At 64.9% G+C, this 15,644-nt stretch carries 23 protein-coding genes; 14 read left to right on the top strand and 9 right to left on the bottom strand.

Annotation, left to right across the window (positions count from 1 at the left end):
- Positions 1–43: 43 nt before the first annotated feature.
- From AC1DQK_RS04480 to hemE, 5 genes are all read right to left on the bottom strand, one after another.
- On the bottom strand, positions 44–748 hold the full coding sequence (locus AC1DQK_RS04480; RefSeq protein ID WP_477867835.1) for a class I SAM-dependent methyltransferase: 705 nt from the start codon (positions 746–748) through the stop codon (positions 44–46).
- Positions 749–767: 19 nt separating this feature from the next.
- Complete coding sequence (rho, locus tag AC1DQK_RS04475) at positions 768–2,024, bottom strand: transcription termination factor Rho (RefSeq protein ID WP_477867833.1); 1,257 nt, start codon at positions 2,022–2,024, stop codon at positions 768–770.
- A 219-nt stretch (positions 2,025–2,243) separates the two neighbouring features.
- On the bottom strand, positions 2,244–2,615 hold the full coding sequence (locus tag AC1DQK_RS04470) for a hypothetical protein (protein WP_477867831.1): 372 nt from the start codon (positions 2,613–2,615) through the stop codon (positions 2,244–2,246).
- The gene (locus tag AC1DQK_RS04465; protein WP_477867829.1) at positions 2,615–3,070 is read right to left on the bottom strand and encodes a CopD family protein; all 456 of its coding nucleotides are present in this window, start codon (positions 3,068–3,070) and stop codon (positions 2,615–2,617) included. Before AC1DQK_RS04465 ends, AC1DQK_RS04470 begins: the two co-directional genes overlap by 1 nt.
- Positions 3,071–3,073: 3 nt before the next feature.
- Entirely contained in the window at positions 3,074–4,108 is a 1,035-nt protein-coding gene (gene hemE, locus AC1DQK_RS04460; RefSeq protein ID WP_477867827.1) for a uroporphyrinogen decarboxylase, read from the bottom strand.
- A 351-nt stretch (positions 4,109–4,459) separates the two neighbouring features.
- Here hemE and AC1DQK_RS04455 point away from each other — a divergent pair, with 351 nt between their 5' ends.
- The 10 genes from AC1DQK_RS04455 (at position 4,460) to AC1DQK_RS04410 (ending at position 10,580) form a co-directional block, all read left to right on the top strand.
- Complete coding sequence (locus tag AC1DQK_RS04455) at positions 4,460–5,281, top strand: pyruvate, water dikinase regulatory protein (RefSeq protein ID WP_477867825.1); 822 nt, start codon at positions 4,460–4,462, stop codon at positions 5,279–5,281.
- A complete protein-coding gene (locus AC1DQK_RS04450) occupies positions 5,281–5,874 on the top strand; it encodes a Maf family protein (protein ID WP_477869221.1) in 594 nt (197 codons plus the stop codon). The genes AC1DQK_RS04455 and AC1DQK_RS04450 overlap by 1 nt, the downstream gene beginning before the upstream one ends.
- A complete protein-coding gene (gene aroE, locus AC1DQK_RS04445; RefSeq protein WP_477867823.1) occupies positions 5,871–6,755 on the top strand; it encodes a shikimate dehydrogenase in 885 nt (294 codons plus the stop codon). Before AC1DQK_RS04450 ends, aroE begins: the two co-directional genes overlap by 4 nt.
- Positions 6,752–7,393 (top strand): dephospho-CoA kinase, encoded by a 642-nt coding sequence (gene coaE / locus AC1DQK_RS04440; protein WP_477867821.1) that lies wholly within the window; start codon positions 6,752–6,754, stop codon positions 7,391–7,393. Before aroE ends, coaE begins: the two co-directional genes overlap by 4 nt.
- Entirely contained in the window at positions 7,354–8,055 is a 702-nt protein-coding gene (gene dnaQ, locus AC1DQK_RS04435) for a DNA polymerase III subunit epsilon (protein WP_477867819.1), read from the top strand. The genes coaE and dnaQ overlap by 40 nt, the downstream gene beginning before the upstream one ends.
- 78 nt (positions 8,056–8,133) lie before the next feature.
- Positions 8,134–8,718 (top strand): ribosome hibernation-promoting factor, HPF/YfiA family, encoded by a 585-nt coding sequence (gene hpf / locus AC1DQK_RS04430; protein ID WP_477867817.1) that lies wholly within the window; start codon positions 8,134–8,136, stop codon positions 8,716–8,718.
- Between the two features lie 20 nt (positions 8,719–8,738).
- The gene (locus tag AC1DQK_RS04425; RefSeq protein WP_477867815.1) at positions 8,739–9,224 is read left to right on the top strand and encodes a PTS sugar transporter subunit IIA; all 486 of its coding nucleotides are present in this window, start codon (positions 8,739–8,741) and stop codon (positions 9,222–9,224) included.
- A gap of 6 nt (positions 9,225–9,230) precedes the next feature.
- Complete coding sequence (locus AC1DQK_RS04420) at positions 9,231–9,710, top strand: PaaI family thioesterase (RefSeq protein WP_477867813.1); 480 nt, start codon at positions 9,231–9,233, stop codon at positions 9,708–9,710.
- Positions 9,707–10,042, top strand: a complete 336-nt coding sequence (locus AC1DQK_RS04415) for a DUF1491 family protein (RefSeq protein WP_477867811.1) — start codon at positions 9,707–9,709, stop codon at positions 10,040–10,042. The genes AC1DQK_RS04420 and AC1DQK_RS04415 overlap by 4 nt, the downstream gene beginning before the upstream one ends.
- Before the next feature lie 61 nt (positions 10,043–10,103).
- Positions 10,104–10,580, top strand: a complete 477-nt coding sequence (locus AC1DQK_RS04410; RefSeq protein WP_477867809.1) for an MmcB family DNA repair protein — start codon at positions 10,104–10,106, stop codon at positions 10,578–10,580.
- Between the two features lie 133 nt (positions 10,581–10,713).
- Here AC1DQK_RS04410 and AC1DQK_RS04405 read toward each other — a convergent pair whose 3' ends face one another.
- Positions 10,714–11,334 (bottom strand): ankyrin repeat domain-containing protein, encoded by a 621-nt coding sequence (locus tag AC1DQK_RS04405; protein ID WP_477867808.1) that lies wholly within the window; start codon positions 11,332–11,334, stop codon positions 10,714–10,716.
- Positions 11,335–11,378: 44 nt separating this feature from the next.
- Here AC1DQK_RS04405 and AC1DQK_RS04400 point away from each other — a divergent pair, with 44 nt between their 5' ends.
- The 4 genes from AC1DQK_RS04400 (at position 11,379) to AC1DQK_RS04385 (ending at position 13,750) form a co-directional block, all read left to right on the top strand.
- Positions 11,379–11,993: an SCO family protein gene (locus AC1DQK_RS04400; RefSeq protein ID WP_477867806.1), complete on the top strand. Its 615-nt coding sequence runs from the start codon at positions 11,379–11,381 to the stop codon at positions 11,991–11,993.
- Positions 11,993–12,433, top strand: coding sequence for a YcgN family cysteine cluster protein (locus AC1DQK_RS04395; protein ID WP_477867804.1), 441 nt, complete (start codon positions 11,993–11,995; stop codon positions 12,431–12,433). Before AC1DQK_RS04400 ends, AC1DQK_RS04395 begins: the two co-directional genes overlap by 1 nt.
- 18 nt (positions 12,434–12,451) lie before the next feature.
- Positions 12,452–13,177 (top strand): M48 family metallopeptidase, encoded by a 726-nt coding sequence (locus AC1DQK_RS04390; protein ID WP_477867802.1) that lies wholly within the window; start codon positions 12,452–12,454, stop codon positions 13,175–13,177.
- Between the two features lie 123 nt (positions 13,178–13,300).
- Positions 13,301–13,750, top strand: a complete 450-nt coding sequence (locus tag AC1DQK_RS04385) for a hypothetical protein (RefSeq protein ID WP_477867800.1) — start codon at positions 13,301–13,303, stop codon at positions 13,748–13,750.
- Between the two features lie 24 nt (positions 13,751–13,774).
- Here the strand turns inward: AC1DQK_RS04385 and msrB are convergent, their stop codons facing one another.
- The 3 genes from msrB to AC1DQK_RS04370 all read right to left on the bottom strand — a co-directional run bounded on the left by msrB (position 13,775) and on the right by AC1DQK_RS04370 (position 15,601).
- Positions 13,775–14,173 (bottom strand): peptide-methionine (R)-S-oxide reductase MsrB, encoded by a 399-nt coding sequence (gene msrB / locus AC1DQK_RS04380; RefSeq protein ID WP_477867798.1) that lies wholly within the window; start codon positions 14,171–14,173, stop codon positions 13,775–13,777.
- A gap of 284 nt (positions 14,174–14,457) precedes the next feature.
- Complete coding sequence (locus tag AC1DQK_RS04375) at positions 14,458–15,324, bottom strand: aldose 1-epimerase family protein (protein WP_477867796.1); 867 nt, start codon at positions 15,322–15,324, stop codon at positions 14,458–14,460.
- A 7-nt stretch (positions 15,325–15,331) separates the two neighbouring features.
- Positions 15,332–15,601 (bottom strand): DUF3297 family protein, encoded by a 270-nt coding sequence (locus tag AC1DQK_RS04370; protein WP_477867794.1) that lies wholly within the window; start codon positions 15,599–15,601, stop codon positions 15,332–15,334.
- Positions 15,602–15,644: the final 43 nt, after the last annotated feature.

Genomic DNA, 15,644 nt, shown 5'->3' with positions numbered 1-15,644 from the left:
CCCTAGCCTAAGGAGCGCTCATGTCGAGCCTGTTACCGTGGCGTCAGCGCTTCACCAGCTCGACATAGAGCCAGCCCCGCAGCTTCGCCAACGCGGCGAACCGCATGATCATCTTCTCGTACAGCGTCGCGACCAGGAAGAGCGGCCCGAACCGGTAGAACATCGCAGGATATTGGCCATGCCGCTCGAACCGGTCGATTCCGAAGCCATGCGCGGCGGCATGGCGGGCAATCTGGCCGCGATCGTTGGTCCGATAGGCGGTCGGGAAGACATCATGTTCCTCGCGCCCCTCGAAGCGCCGGACGATGCGGGCATGATAGCGGTTGGGCGTCAGCCGCGACACCAGCGAGACATAGTCCCAGCGATTGGCGGTCAGGAATATCCAGCGCCCGCCGGATTTCAACAGCCGGGCGGCCTCGCCATAGACCGCATCCGGATCGACGACATGCTCCATCACCGAGCGCGAATAGATCAGGTCGACGCTCCCGTCAGGCAGTGGCACAGCGCCGAGATCGCCTTCGATCAGTTCCATGCCTGGCTGCGGCTCGAGCCGGACCAGGTCGACGCCGATCAATCTTGCGCCGCTGCCGCGCAGCTCCTGCAAATTGGGGGCGCTATGGCCGCAGCCGGCATCGAGGATGGTCAGTCCGGGGGCGGCGATCTCGACCAGCCGGCGGCGCAGGCGACGATAAGGGTGTTCCTCATGCGCCCAGAAATGCCGATAGGTCCAGTCGGTCAGCCCCCCCAAACGACCCCGCTCCCCGCGATTACTGGTTCATCGAGTCGAAGAAATCCTCGTTGCTCTTGGAGTCCTTCATCTTGTCGAGGAGGAACTCCATCGCGTCGATCGTGCCCATCTGCATCAGGATACGGCGCAGCACCCACATCTTCGACAGCTTGCCCTTGTCGACCAGCAGCTCTTCCTTGCGGGTGCCCGACTTGCCGACATCCATCGCCGGGAAGATCCGCTTGTCGGCGACCTTGCGGTCGAGGATGATTTCCGAATTGCCGGTGCCCTTGAACTCCTCGAAGATCACCTCGTCCATACGGCTGCCTGTGTCGATCAACGCGGTGGCGATGATCGACAGCGATCCGCCTTCCTCGATGTTGCGCGCAGCACCGAAGAAGCGCTTCGGCCGCTGCAGCGCGTTGGCGTCGACGCCGCCGGTCAACACCTTGCCCGACGACGGAACCACCGTGTTGTAGGCACGGCCGAGCCGGGTGATGGAATCGAGCAGGATGACGACATCCTTCTTGTGCTCGACCAGCCGCTTGGCCTTCTCGATCACCATCTCGGCGACCTGGACGTGGCGCTGGGCCGGCTCGTCGAAGGTCGAGGAGATCACCTCGCCCTTCACCGAGCGCTGCATGTCGGTGACTTCCTCGGGCCGCTCGTCGATCAGCAGTACGATCAGGAAGACTTCGGGATGATTGTCGGTGATCGCCTTCGCCATGTTCTGGAGAAGCACGGTCTTGCCGACCCGCGGCGGCGCCACGATCAGCGCGCGCTGGCCCTTGCCCTGTGGCGAGATGATGTCGATCACCCGCGCGGACTTGTCCTTGACGGTCGGATCGAGCGTATCGAGGTTGAGCTTCTGCTCGGGGTATAGCGGCGTCAGATTGTCGAAATTGACCCGATGGCGGACCACGTCGGGATCGTCGAAATTGATCGAGATCAGCCGGGTCAGCGCGAAATAGCGCTCGCCGTCCTTGGGGCCGCGGATCTCGCCTTCGACGGTATCGCCAGTGCGCAGGCCGAATTTGCGCACCTGGTTGGGCGAGACATAGATGTCGTCGGGCCCTGCCAGATAATTGGCCTCGGGGGATCGCAGGAATCCGAAGCCGTCAGACAGCACCTCGATCGTGCCCTCGCCCATGATTTGCTCGCCATTTTCCGCCTCGACCTTGAGGATCGCGAACATCAGGTCCTGCTTGCGCATCGTCGATGCACCCTCGACCCCGAGCTCTTCGGCCATGCTGACCAGATCGGCGGGGCTCTTCTTCTTGAGGTCCTTCAAATGCATCTACGGAGTTCCTGGGTGCTTGAACGGCTGGTTTGGAAAATCGGGAGCGGGCATGACGCGCGCTATCTGACAATGGAAAGGGAGAAAGGGACCCAGCACGAACGGCAGGCCTGTTCTACGGTGCGGATTAGGCGGCGGCGCCGATCAAGTCAAGCAGGCAACCGAGGATGAACGTCGCTCAGGTGGCGCCGAACAGTGTTTATTCCAGCTGGGGAAAGCCTAGCGCGTTTCGCGCCGGGCCGCGCGCTCCTTCAGCTTCTTGCCGATCCGCTCCATCATCGCACCACGCTCGGCGAGCTCGCGGCCGCAGCGGCCGACCTCGGTCTGGAGGGACTCCTTGGTCATGCTCGCCGAAATCGCCGCGATGCGCTTCTCGATCACCGCTTCGCTGAGCGTGGGATCGAGTCGACCGAGCCAGTAGAGGCTGTTGAGCACGCCGATCTGGGCAATGCCCTTGTCGCTGCTCGACGCCAGCGACGAGGTGGCGGTGAGACAACGCAGGATCGGCTCCTGCTCCTCGGCCTGGGCGGCCGATCCCGCGAGCAACGCCGCCGCAGCGAACCACTTCGGCGACAGGGAGAGGGCAGCCATCAGAACGGCCTCACGATCACGAGAATGACGATGACGGCCGTGGCGATGCCCGGAACCTCGTTCATCAGCCGTAGCGGACCATCCGAGGACGCACGATATCCCGCCGCCATGCGTCGGCCATAGCCGACCGCCCAGCCATGATAGCCGCTCAGCAGGAAAACCGCGACAAATTTGGCCTGAAACCAGCCCACGCCCCAAAGATTCTGATCAAAGGCAAGAGTCAGCCCGAACAGCCAGACCAGCAGCATCGCCGGATTGATGATGATCGAGCGCAGCCGCCGCTCGCGTTCGATCCAGGCGCGGTCTTCGGCCGATCCGGGCACCGCGGCATGATGATAGATGAAGAAGCGCGGCAGCATGAACAGCCCCGCCATCCAGAAGATCACGAAGATCAGGTGCGCAGCCTTCACCCAGGGATAGGCGTTGCCGAGGAAACCTGCTGCGAGCCCGCTCACCGATCAGCCCCGCACACGGGCGACCAGCTGTTCGACATGGGCGATCGGGGTGTCGAGCAGGATTCCATGGCCAAGGTTGAACACATGCGGACGCTCCCGGAAAGCCCCCAAGATCGTATCCACCGCCTCGTCGAGCGCAGCGCCGCCGGCAATCATCGACAGCGGATCGAGATTGCCCTGGACCGGAAGCCGCTCGGGAAGATTGGCGTTGGCCCAGACGGGATCGACGGTTTCATCGAGGCCGATCGCATCCACCCCGGTCTCGCGGGCATAGGCTGGAAGCTTGCCGCCCGCGCCCTTGGGGAAGCCGATCACCGGAACCCCCGGGTGGCGCGCATGGAGCCGCTTCACCAGCTCCACCGTCGGCGCGATCACCCAGCGTTCGAACTCGCGCGGGGCCAGGCTTCCCGACCAGCTGTCGAACAGCTGCACCGCATCGACGCCCGCTTCGATCTGCTTGCCGAGATAATCGGCTGTGGCACCGACCAGTGCATCGATGATGGCGCCGAACGCTGCCGGATCGCGATAGGCCATGCGCCGCGTCTCGGCCTGTTCCTTGCTGCCCTGTCCCGCCACCATATAGGTCGCCACCGTCCAGGGACTGCCCGCGAAGCCCAGGAAGGTCGTCTCGGTGGGCAGCGATGCGCGAACCTTGCGCACCGTGTCGTAGATCGGCAGCAGCCGCTCGGGTGCCGGCGCCAGCGTTGCCAGCGTGCGATCGACCAGCGTGGGGGAGAGGCGCGGCCCCTCGCCGGCTTCGAACCGCAAATCCTGACCCAGGGCATGGGGGATGACGAGAATGTCCGAGAAGAGAATCGCACCGTCGAAGCCGAAACGGCGGATCGGCTGAAGCGTGATCTCCGACGCGGCATCGCTGTCATAGGCCAGCTCGAGGAAGCCGCCCTTCTCGGCCCGCAGCGCGCGATATTCCGGCAGGTAGCGACCCGCCTGGCGCATCAGCCAGATCGGCGGACGCTCCTGCCTTTTGCCCTTGAGCACGGCTAGCAAGGGGCGCGGTTCGGCAAGCGGAGCAGCCATCTTCTTCCTTATATAGAATATTAAGAGAGAGTCTGAAGAGGTAGTAGGCGGGCGCGAGCCGGGGTTTATTCACAGTTGCTCCGATTGCCAACAGCTTGACTCATCTGAAAGCACAGGCGCGCACCGAGTCCCCGCGTCTATGCCCATTATCCACAGCCAGCCGGGCGATTCGATCCCCTGTGGACGATATGTCGGAGGAAATCCGATCGATGGGGACGAAAGCGTTGCTTGAAAGCGCCCCCGTGCTTCCGCTAGCCCCATCCCCATGGTTTTCCACAGACTCGTCCCTGTAACGAACTCAAAGTGCGTCGTAGAGTCCGGATGCGTAATGACGTGCCGGTGCGGTAGCCGATGATCAGGCTGCACCTTCATCTCCTGTCGGACTCGACCGGCGAAACCCTTGAAAATATCGCCAAGGCAGGACTCGCCCAGTTCGACGGTGTCGAGACCATCAAGCATTTCTGGCCGATGGTGCGCAGCCAGGGCCATCTCGATCGGATAATGCTCGAAATCGCCCAGCGTCCCGGCCTGGTCATCTTCACCCTGGTCAACAACGATATCCGCAAGCGACTCGAGACCCGCTGCCACGCGCTCGGCCTGCCGATCGTGTCAGCGCTTGATCCGGTTATCGACGCGCTGTCGCAGTTGCTGGGCCAGGAAGCGCTCGCCCGGCCGGGCCGCCAGCATATCCTCGATGCCGCTTATTATGCGCGGGTCGAGGCCATCCAGTTCACCATCGCCCATGACGACGGCATCGGCGGGGAAGATTGGGAGGAAGCCGATGTCATCCTGACCGGCGTGTCGCGGTCGTCGAAAACGCCGACCTCGATCTATCTCGCCAACCGCGGCTACAAGGTCGCCAATGTCCCGCTGGTGGTGGAGTCGCCGCCCCCGCCGGCGCTCTACCGGCTGGTCCACCCGCTGATCGTCGGCCTGACCACCAGCCCTGACCGGCTGATCCAGATCCGCCGCAACCGGCTGCTCACGCTCAACCAGTCGCCGGAGACCGCCTATGTCGACCAGGAAGCCGTGGTCGCCGAGCTTACCTTTGCGCGCCGCATCTTCTCGGACCAGGGCTGGCCGGTGATCGATGTCACCCGCCGGTCGATCGAGGAGACCGCCGCGGCGATCATCAACCTGATCAACGAACGCTCGCCACAGGAGGACGCTTGATGCTGATCCTCGCGTCGCAATCCGCATCCCGCCGGGCAATGCTCGATGCCGCCGGTGTCCCGCATCAGGCTATGGCGGCCGGTGTCGACGAGGATTCGATGAAGGCATCGCTTCGCGCGGAAGGCGTCGGTGCACGCGATCTCACCGATGCGCTCGCGGAACTGAAGGCGACCAAATTGTCGCGCCGCCATCCGGCCGAGCTGGTGCTGGGCTGCGACACGACGGTGGTCCTCGACGACGGCACCATGATAGACAAGGCGGAGAGCCGCGAGGAGCAGAGGGCGTTGTTGCGCGTACTCAGCGGCCAGCGGCACCGGCTCTATAGCGCGGCGGTGATCTGCGAGGGCGGCGCGCCGGTGTGGCGCCATGTGGACAGGGCCGCGATGCATGTCCGGCCGCTGGGGGATGCTTTCATCGAATCCTATCTCGACAGCGAATGGCCCGAGATCGGCGGATGCGTCGGCGGCTACCGGATCGAGGGGCCCGGCGTGCAACTGTTCGCGCGGATCGAAGGCAGCCAGTTCACCATCCTAGGCTTGCCGCTGCTGCCACTGCTCGATTATCTGCGCATTCGAGGGGTGTTATCGTCATGAGCCAGCAGCTGGACCTGCCGATCGCAGCGATCACCAAGCCCTATGCCGAAGTGATCGGCGATCCGATCAGCCACAGCAAATCGCCGATCATCCATAAGCACTGGCTCGAACGTGCTGGAATCGCTGCGGAATATCGCGCCTCTCATATTCGATCCGAACAGCTTGAGAGCTTTTTCGAACAGCGGCGGAGCGATCCGCTCTGGCGCGGCTGCAACATCACCCTTCCCCACAAGCAGGCGGTCATCGCGCTGCTCGACCGGCTCGATCCCGCCGCCGAGCGGATCGGCGCGGTCAACACCGTGCGGCGCGAAGACGGCAAGCTCGTCGGCTATAATACCGACTATGCCGGATTCCTCGAGCCGCTGCAGCCATTGCTCCGGCAGAACCACCTGTTCCGCATGGCGCGGATCTTCGGGGCCGGCGGCGCTGCCAAGGCGATCTGCCTCGCGCTTCACGATCATGGCTTCACCATCGTCGTCGCTGCCCGCAACATCGATCAGGTGCGCAAGCTGCGCGAGAGCTTCGAGCCCGACGAGCGGCTGACGGCGTCGCTCGATCATTTCGCCACCCCGACGGACTTTCCGTGGGACGATCGCGAAGGGATGCTCGATCTCGTCGTCAACACCACGTCGCTCGGCATGAAGGGCCAGCCGCCGCTGCTGCTGGATTTCAGCCATGTCCCGCCCGGGTCGGTGGTCTATGACATCGTCTATGCCCCGCTGGAGACGCCACTGCTCGCCGAGGCGCGCGCGCGGGGCCTGCGTACCATCGACGGGCTGCACATGCTGATCGGCCAGGCCGCGGCGGCGTTCGCGCTGTTCTTCGGCGTACCGGCGCCACGCGATGCCGACGACGCGCTGCGGGCGAAGCTGCTGGCATGATCATATTGGGTCTGACCGGCTCGATCGGCATGGGCAAGTCGACCGTGGCGGCGATGTTCGCCCAAGCGGGCGTGCCGGTCTATGATGCCGACGCCGAGGTGCACCGTCTGCAGGGCCGCGGCGGGCGCCTGGTCGCCGCGATCGAGGCTGCCTTCCCGGGCACCGCGGGCCCGCACGGGATAGACCGGGCGGTGCTCGGCAAGGCGGTGCTCGGCGACCGTGTTGCGCTGCACCGTCTCGAACGCATCGTCCACCCGGTGCTTGCCGAGTCGCGGCGGCTGTTCCTCCGGCGCCATCGCGCGCGGCGCCTGGTGGTCCTCGACATCCCCTTGCTGTTCGAGAAAAAAGGATGGCGGCAGGTCGACGCGATCGCCGTGGTGTCCGCCCCGCCCTGGAAGCAGGCGCGCCGGGTGCTCGCGCGGCCGGGGATGAACCCATTGAAATTACGGCATATCCGTTCGCTGCAGCTGCCCGACCACATCAAGCGGGCGCAGGCCGACTTCGTGATCGACAACGGCGGGACGACTGGACGTACCCGCGCCGCGGTTCGTCATCTGATCACTTGCTTGCAGGCGCATGGAGTCCGATATTGCCAGCCATGCGCGAAATCATATTCGACACCGAAACAACCGGTCTGAATCCAGCTACTGGGGACAGGCTGGTCGAGATAGGCTGTGTCGAACTGGTCAACCGGGTCGAGACCGGGCGGACGTTCCACGCCTATTTCAATCCCGGCCGGCCGATGCCGTTCGAGGCGGAACAGGTCCACGGCCTGTCCGATCGCTTCCTCAGCGACAAGCCGTTGTTCGGCACCCGCGCGATCGAACTGCTCGAGTTCATTGGCGACAGCCCGCTGGTCGCGCATAATGCCAGCTTCGACTTCGCATTCCTCAACTGGGAACTGAAGGCTTGCGGCCATCCCGAGGTTCATGTCGGCCGGATGATCGACACGCTGGCGCTGGCCCGCAAGGCCCATCCGGGCGCCAAGCACAGCCTGGACGCGCTGTGCAGCCGCTACGGCATCGATCGCAGCCACCGCGTCAAGCACGGCGCGCTGCTCGACGCCCAGTTGCTCGCCCAGCTTTATGTCGAGCTGACCGGCGGTCGCCAGATCGGCCTGTCGATCGGCGATGTCATCGTCGAGGAGGCGATCCTGGTCGCGACGCCGGCGCTGGTCGCCATGCGCCGGTCGGTCAGGACGATGCGACCCCATCACCCAAGCGAGGAGGAACTGGAGAGACACAAGGCATTTGTTGCGAAGCTCGATGCGCCGCTCTGGCTTGAGGGTGCCGCGAGCTGACTATCTGATCCGTGTTTGTGCGGATGGCGCAGCGGTTGCGACCGCCTCACCATCGCCGACCAAGAGTGGAGATTCGTTATGGAAATTCGCGTTTCGGGACATCAGGTGAACACGGGCGACGCGCTCAGAACCCATGTCGAAGAGCGGCTCCACGCGATTGCCGACAAATATTTCTCCCGAAGTCTGTCCGCGCATGTCACCTTCGGCCGCGGGCAGCACGGCAATGGCTTCTCCTGCGATATCGTTGCGCATGTGATGCAGGGCGTGATTCTGAAGGGCAGCGGCAATGCGATGGACGCCCACCCCTGCTTCGACCAGGCCGCGGATCGCATCGAAACCCAGCTGCGCCGCTACATGCGCCGGCTGAAGTCGCGCAACGGCGCCGCGGTCACCCCGCCGCTCGAAACGATCGACGACAATGCGAACTATACCGTGTTCGAGGCGTCGCGCGAGGAGGAGGTCGAAGGCGACAGCCCCGTGATCATCGCCGAGACGCGGGTCGACGTGCCCGACGCCAGCGTATCGGACGCGGTGATGATGCTCGACCTCAGAAATACCACTGCGCTTCTGTTTCGGAATTCTGGTACCGGCGCATTCAATATGGTGTATCGGCGCACCGACGGCACGATCGGCTGGGTGGAGCCGAGCCGGGTGGCCGGATAAGGAATGCGAATCCCGTTGAAATGACTGACAGCAAATCGATGGACGACCTGAGCGACCTGCTATCGCCTCAGGCGGTGCAGGCCGCCATCATCGTTCCCAACAAAAAGGCTCTGTTCCAGCAGCTTGCGGCGATTGCATCGAAGCAGGTGAACGTCGAGGCGCGCGTCATCGTCGACCGGCTGGTGGAACGCGAGCGGCTGGGCTCGACGGGATTCGGCGGCGGCATCGCCATTCCGCATGGCAAGGTCGAAGGGTTGGATCGCGTCGTCGGCCTGTTTGCGCGACTCGCCAACCCGATCGACTTTGCCGCCATCGACGACCTTCCGGTCGATCTGGTATTTCTTCTGCTGTCGCCGGTCGATGCCGGCGTCGAGCATCTCAAGGCGCTTGCCCGGGTCAGCCGGCGGCTGCGCGACAAGGGCTTCGTCGCCAAGCTGCGCGGTGCCGGTTCGGAAGACGCTCTCTATGCGCTGTTCGCGACCGGCGAGACCCGTCACGCCGCCTGAAGCACGGTGAGCGGCGACCCTCCAGCCGAGCCGGCGCCGCCATCGGGTGCGGAAGCGCATTATCGCGCGCTGGAATCGCTCTATGCGGCCGCGCCGATCAACAGCATGTTCCGGTCGCGGCTCGAGATTCCCGCCGAAGGACATTCGCGGATTCATTTCACCGTCGAGGCGGGCCACTTCCATGCTGCCGGGGCGGCGCATGGCACCACCTATTTCAAGATGCTCGACGATGCCGCCTTCTATGCGGCCAACAGCCTGGTCAACGACTTCTTCCTGTTGACGACGGCGTTCAACCTGCTGCTGACCCGGCCGATGGGCGCGGGCCCGGTTATCGCCGAAGGCCGCTGGATCAACGGCCGCCGCCGGGTGCTCGTCGCCGAAGCCGCGCTGATCGATGCCGATGGCGAGGAGATCGCGCGCGGCACCGGCACCTTCATGCGCTCGCGCATCCCGCTCGCCACCCTTCCCGGCTACGCGCGCAAATGATCGAGCCGCGGCCCGCATCGGGGCTGCTCGTTTCGGCGCTGATCCGGCGGATCGAGGCCGAAGGCGGATCGGCGATGGTGATCGCGAAGGGCGACGCGACCGCCGGCGCCCTGCTTCTTCTTCTGAACGATCGCGGCATGCTCATCCGGATCGCCGAACGGACCTGGCGATTCGAGGGTGGCTTCGGCCTCGAGACGGTCGGCCCGGCCGATCCGGCCGCAGCTGGCGAGTATATCGTGCGGCGGCGGAAATCCGATCCCGACCTGTGGGTCGTCGAACTCGATCATCCGCAGGCCGAGCGGATCGCCAGCGAGCTGCTTCTCTCGACCTGACGCTCTGGCCGGCGCCGGGCGGGATATGGAAATCGTTCCCGTCCTGTTCTAGGCTGCGCCGATGACCGCTCTCCCCGAGTCGCTTGAACCCCTGATCGCCGCGGATGTCGCGCGCGGGGTCGCGCGGCTGTTCCTGCGTGCCGAAATGACGCCGTTGCCGGAAGTGCCGCTCGGCAATGGCCGGCGCGCCGACATCATGGCGATCGACGCCCGCGGCTGCATCATCATCGTCGAGATCAAGGTGTCGCGCGCCGACCTGCTCGGTGACGGAAAATGGCCCGACTATCTGGATTATTGCGACCGTTTCTTCTGGGCGGTGCCGGGTGGGTTCGACCTGTCACCGTTCGAGACCGAGCCATTCCGGCCGGGCTGCTGCGGCCTGATCGTCGCCGACCGCTACGACGCCGCGGTGATCCGCGAACCGCAGCACCGCCCGCTCTCCGGCGCGCGCCGCAAGGCCGAAACGCTGCGCTTCGCCCGCCGCGCGGCGCGGCGGCTGTGGGGCGATCTCGATCCATTTCCGGAGAGCTGCGTCTGAGGACGGCGGGATCCCTCCTACCGCCGTCATGCTGAATTTATTTCAGCATCCACTTTGCGGCTCGGGGGCGCTCCCATGGGAAGAGGTGGATCCTGAAACAAGTTCAGGATGACGGCAGGGGTATCGCGACGCGTTAAAGTCCTGGGCCCGACATCTTCGGCTTCGGTTTCACATCGACCTTGGATTCGTCGATCACCTTGAGCACCGCCGCGCCGCGCGGATCGTCGCTGGCATAGTCGCGCGCCGACTTGCCGGCGATGCGATCGGCCAGCTTGGGATTGGCGCCGTTGGCCAGGAGCAGGCGGACCAGCGCCACATTGCGCTGCTGCACGGCGATGATCAGCGGAGTCTCGCCGCTGTTGTTGGCCATGTTGACCTGCGCGCCACGGATGAGCAGCAGCTCGACACCCTCGTTGAAGCCGAGCAGCGTCGCGACGTGGAGCGGCGCGTTGCCCTGGCTGTCGCGGACGTTGGGATTGGCGCCCTTGCTCAGCAGGAAGTTCGACCAGGTCAGGTCGCGGCGCTTGATCGTGATCGCCAGCGCGGTCTCGCCGGTCTGGTAATCGCGCGTGTTGATGATCGTCGCGCCATTGCCGCTGAGCGCCTTCGTGGCTTTGTCGCCATCGGCGTCGCGCACCGCCTTGAGGAAAATATAGCTGTCGGAAAATTGCGCTGCGGCAGGCGTCGAGGCGATCGCCAGCGCTGCGGCGGCCAGCATCATGCGGATGTGACGGCGGACCATATTGTCTGTCATGTCCCTGTTCTGAAACGCCCTTGCGCAAGGGCCAATAGCAAAGCATGGCTGGCCGCACCATGAACAATCCACGCCTCGCTGCCTGGGCCGCGCTGCTGATCGCCGCCTCGACGCTGTTGCTGACCGGCTGCGGCAGCGCGCCCGAGACCCCACCGCTGGCCGGCGCGAAGATCGGCGGGCCGTTCGCGCTCACCGACCAGGACGGGCGGAAGGTCCGCGACAGCGATTTCGCCGGCAAATACCGGCTGATCTATTTCGGTTATACTTTCTGCCCCGATGTCTGCCCGGTCGACGTCCAGAACCTGATGAAGGGCTACAAGGAACTCGAAAAGACAAATCCGTCTCTCGCGAGCAGGATCCAGCCGATCTTCATCACGGTCGATCCCGTGCGTGATACGCCCGACAAGCTCAAGCAGTTCGTTCGCGCTTTCCATCCCAAGCTGATCGGGCTGACCGGAACAGAGTCCGAGATCGCCGGGGTAGCCAAAGAATATGCGGTTTTTTACGAGAAGATGCCGGCGGAAAAAGATGGCTCCTACCTCGTAAATCACGTCCGCGCGGCCTATCTAATGGGCCCGGCAGGCGAGCCGATCGCCCTGATCACGCAGGACAAGGGTGCCGACACCGTGGTTTCCGATATCGAACGCTGGGCGAGATAATGGCTGAGGCAAGGCCGTTCTGGGAGACCAAGCGGCTCGACCAGATGAGCCGCGCCGAATGGGAATCGCTGTGCGACGGCTGCGGCAAATGTTGCCTCCACAAGCTCGAGGACGAAGAGACCGGCGAGCTGATGGCGACCAATGTCGCCTGCCGGCTACTCGATCGCCGCAGCGGCCTGTGCAAGGACTATAAGCACCGCCGGACCTTCGTGCCCGAATGCGTGCGGCTGACGCCCAAGGTCCTGTCCGAAATCGACTGGCTGCCGGCCAGCTGTGCCTATCGGCTGATCGACGAGGGCAAGCCGCTTGCCGACTGGCACCCGCTGGTCAGCGGCGATCCCGAGTCGGTGCACCGTGCTGGAATGTCGGTTCGCGGCTGGACCGTCTCGGAGGATGAAGCCGGCGATCTCGAACATCATCTGGTCGACCGTGCCCTGTAGCCGGGCAGCCCGCCCCTCATGATCTTCTCGCGGAAAACGGCCGAGGCCAATCTGATATTCGAAGCCGGCGGGCGCAGCCGGCCGCTGGTCGTGCGGCGCATGGCACAGGCACATGGGATGCGGCTGAGCGTTGATCCGCGTGATGGCGGCGTCCGCCTCATCATGCCCAGCCGGGCTTCGCTGCGCGCCGCGCTCAAATGGGTGGAGAGCAAACGCGACTGGATCGAGGCGGCGCTGGTGGCCTTGCCCGAGGCGCGGCCGATCGAGGACGGCATGACGATCGAGGTCGCCGGCGAGCCGCTGCGCATCGAGCTGGCCGATCGCGGGCGTATCGTGCGCCGGGTGGGAAACAGCCTGATCGTGCCCCGCCCGGCCGATCTGCTCGGCGCACGCGTCACGCGCTGGCTGCGGGCCCGGGCGCTCGAACGCCTTGAGGCTGAGACCACGCGCTTCGCGGCGCTGGCCGGGGTCGATATCGGCCGGGTGTCGATCGGCGATCCACGCGCACGCTGGGGAAGCTGCTCGGCCAATGGCGACATCCGCTACAGCTGGCGCCTGATCCTCGCCCCACCCGACGTGCTCGAGGCAACCGTCGCGCATGAAGTGGCGCACCGGCTGCACATGGACCACAGCCCGGCGTTCCATGCGGCGGTGCGCCGCCTGCTCGGGCGCGATCCCAGTGCCGAACGCGCCTGGCTGCGCGCCCATGGCCGCGAACTCTACTGGCTGGGGCGTGACGCCTGAAACGTCGGTGGCGCCCGAACCTAAAGGTCAGCTCGCGGCTCCATCGCCACTCCACGCCAGATTGGATCGAATGGCTGCCGCCGATCCATTGTGGAACTTCACCATCGATGGGATGGTCGCGCGATGAGCAGTTCCGCACGACCATCGGCTCTCGCGGCGTCCATCTTCGTAACGGCCCTCGCCATGGCTGGCGCGGCCGTGGCTTCGGCTGCGATATTCCCGGGTGCGCTGGCTCAACTGTACTGCGGGATTTTTCCGGTGATCGTGGTGCCCGTCTTCGCCTGGGGGGCATTAGCTTTGGTGTCGGGCTGGATTACATTCGGTAGGTTATCGATGACCTGGTCCTCACAAGCCACGCTCCTGTGGAGGTGCTCTCGCTTGGCGTTCCTCCTCGCGATCATTCTTGTCGCTACCGGAGCGTTGCTATCGTTCGCGTTGCATCTGGAATTGGCCCGGGCCTTCTCGCGCGCGATCCTGCTTCTTCTCGTGGCGAGCGGCGTTGCCGGCATCGCCGGTGAAACTCTTGCGACCTCCGTCTTGGTCGTGAGATATTGGTGGTCTCAACGACCCTAACCTCTCCGCCTGGGTGGCCTTGCCCTACTTGTCGCCGCCTTCGAAGTCGATCGACGCCGAGTTGATGCAGTAGCGCAGCCCTTCCGGCCCCGGGCCATCGGGGAAGACATGGCCGAGATGGCCTTCGCAGCGCGCGCAGCGGACTTCGATACGAACCATGCCGTGGCTGGCGTCGCGATGCTCGGTCACCATCTGCTCGTCTGCCGGCGCGGTGAAGCTGGGCCAGCCGCAACCCGAATCATATTTGCTGTCGCTCGCGAACAGCTCGGCCCCGCAGCCCGCGCAGCGATAGGTGCCGTCGTCGTGGTTGTTCCAATATTTGCCGGTGAAGGCCCGCTCGGTCCCGGCCTGCCGCAGCACATGATATTGTTCCGGCGTGAGCCGTTCACGCCATTCGGCGTCGGTGAGATCGAGCTTTTCCATGCGGTGAATGTGGGTCTGCCGGGCATGCAGGTCAAGCGTTGCGCTGTGACCGGGATCACTGCGGGCATGGGTTAACCATCCTATCCCCGTTGCAACGTTGCATGGCGTTCGAGTGGTTGCGTTGGCTTATGGGGGCGCAGGGGAATCGCCCCCACCTTCGAGCCTGATCGTTTGAGGTGGAAGCGCTATGCGCTTCCACAAAAGCGTGAATCAGGCTCTCGTTGATGATCTGGGTGGCTTGAGAGTTGAGCCCGGCGTTGGATCGCCGGGCCAGCCATGGCGGGTCAGCCGATCGTGATCGCCATGGTGAAGCTGCGGCTCGCGCCTGGCGCGATCGTCACCATTCCCGGCTTGTCCTCGATCGTCCCGGCATATCCGGCGGGATCGCTGTGGCCCTGCCACGGCTCGATGCACAGATATCCCGCGCCCGGCTTCATCCACAGGCCGAGATGCGGCATGCCCTGGAAGTCGACGATGACGGGCGCGCTGCCCGGCCCGCGATAGACCAGCGAGCGGCTCTCGATCCGGTCGAGGATCAGCGCGTCTTCGGCGAAAAGACTGTCGTCGAGCGCGAGCAGCCGGCCGTCGACCGGGGTAGGCCGCGGCCGCGGATCGAGGAGGCCATCGGTGTCGAGCCGCCGGATCGGGGCCGGTTCGCTCTTGTCGAATTGCAGGACATGGCCGGCTTTCGATGACGCGCCGGGCAGCGGCCAGCGCAGCGCCGGATGGAAGCCGAAGGAGGCCGGCATCGGATCGCCGCCGCGATTGGCGACGCGCGCCGTCATCGTCAGGGTCGCGCTGTTGATCGCGAAGATCATGTCGAGGCAGAAGTCGAACGGCCATGCCGCGCGGGTGGCGTCGTCGGCCTCGAGGCGGAGGACGAGGCCGTCGCCGCCCTGTTCGGCCACGGCGAAGCCGCGGCGGCGGGCAAAGCCGTGGCGCGGCAGGCTGTAGTCGCGGCCCCGCCAGCGGAAGCGATCACCGTTCAACATGCCCACGATCGGGAACAGGATCGGCGCGCGCCCGGCCCAATAAGCGGGATCGCCGTCCCACAGATACTCTTGGCCGGCAGCATCGGTCAGCCGCCGCAGCTCGGCGCCGTCCTGCGATATCTCGGCGGTGAGGCGGTCCGATGCGATACGGATCGCCATCGTCCGGTCAGCCCTCCGCGCTGTCGCCGGCGTCCTGGGGCACGTCCTTGAGATAGGGCTCGACAGGGCCGCTCAGCTTGATCGTCAGCGGGTTGCCCTTGCGATCGCGGGTGTTGCCGACCGAGACGCGGATCCAGCCCTCGCTCACGCAATATTCCTCGACATTGGTCTTCTCGGCACCCTTGAACTTGATGCCGATGCCGCGTTCGAGCAGCTCGCCATTGAAATGCGGGCTGGCGGGGTTGATCGAGAGACGGTCGGGCAGGGTGTCAGTCATGATGCAAGGTCCGATAATAGCGATGAGGGCCTTTAGCCACGTC

The organism is Rhizorhabdus sp. P4_G5 (assembly GCF_056401065.1).
Note: the sequence above shows the minus strand (reverse complement) of the source record. Positions and strands in the feature narration are given on the sequence as shown.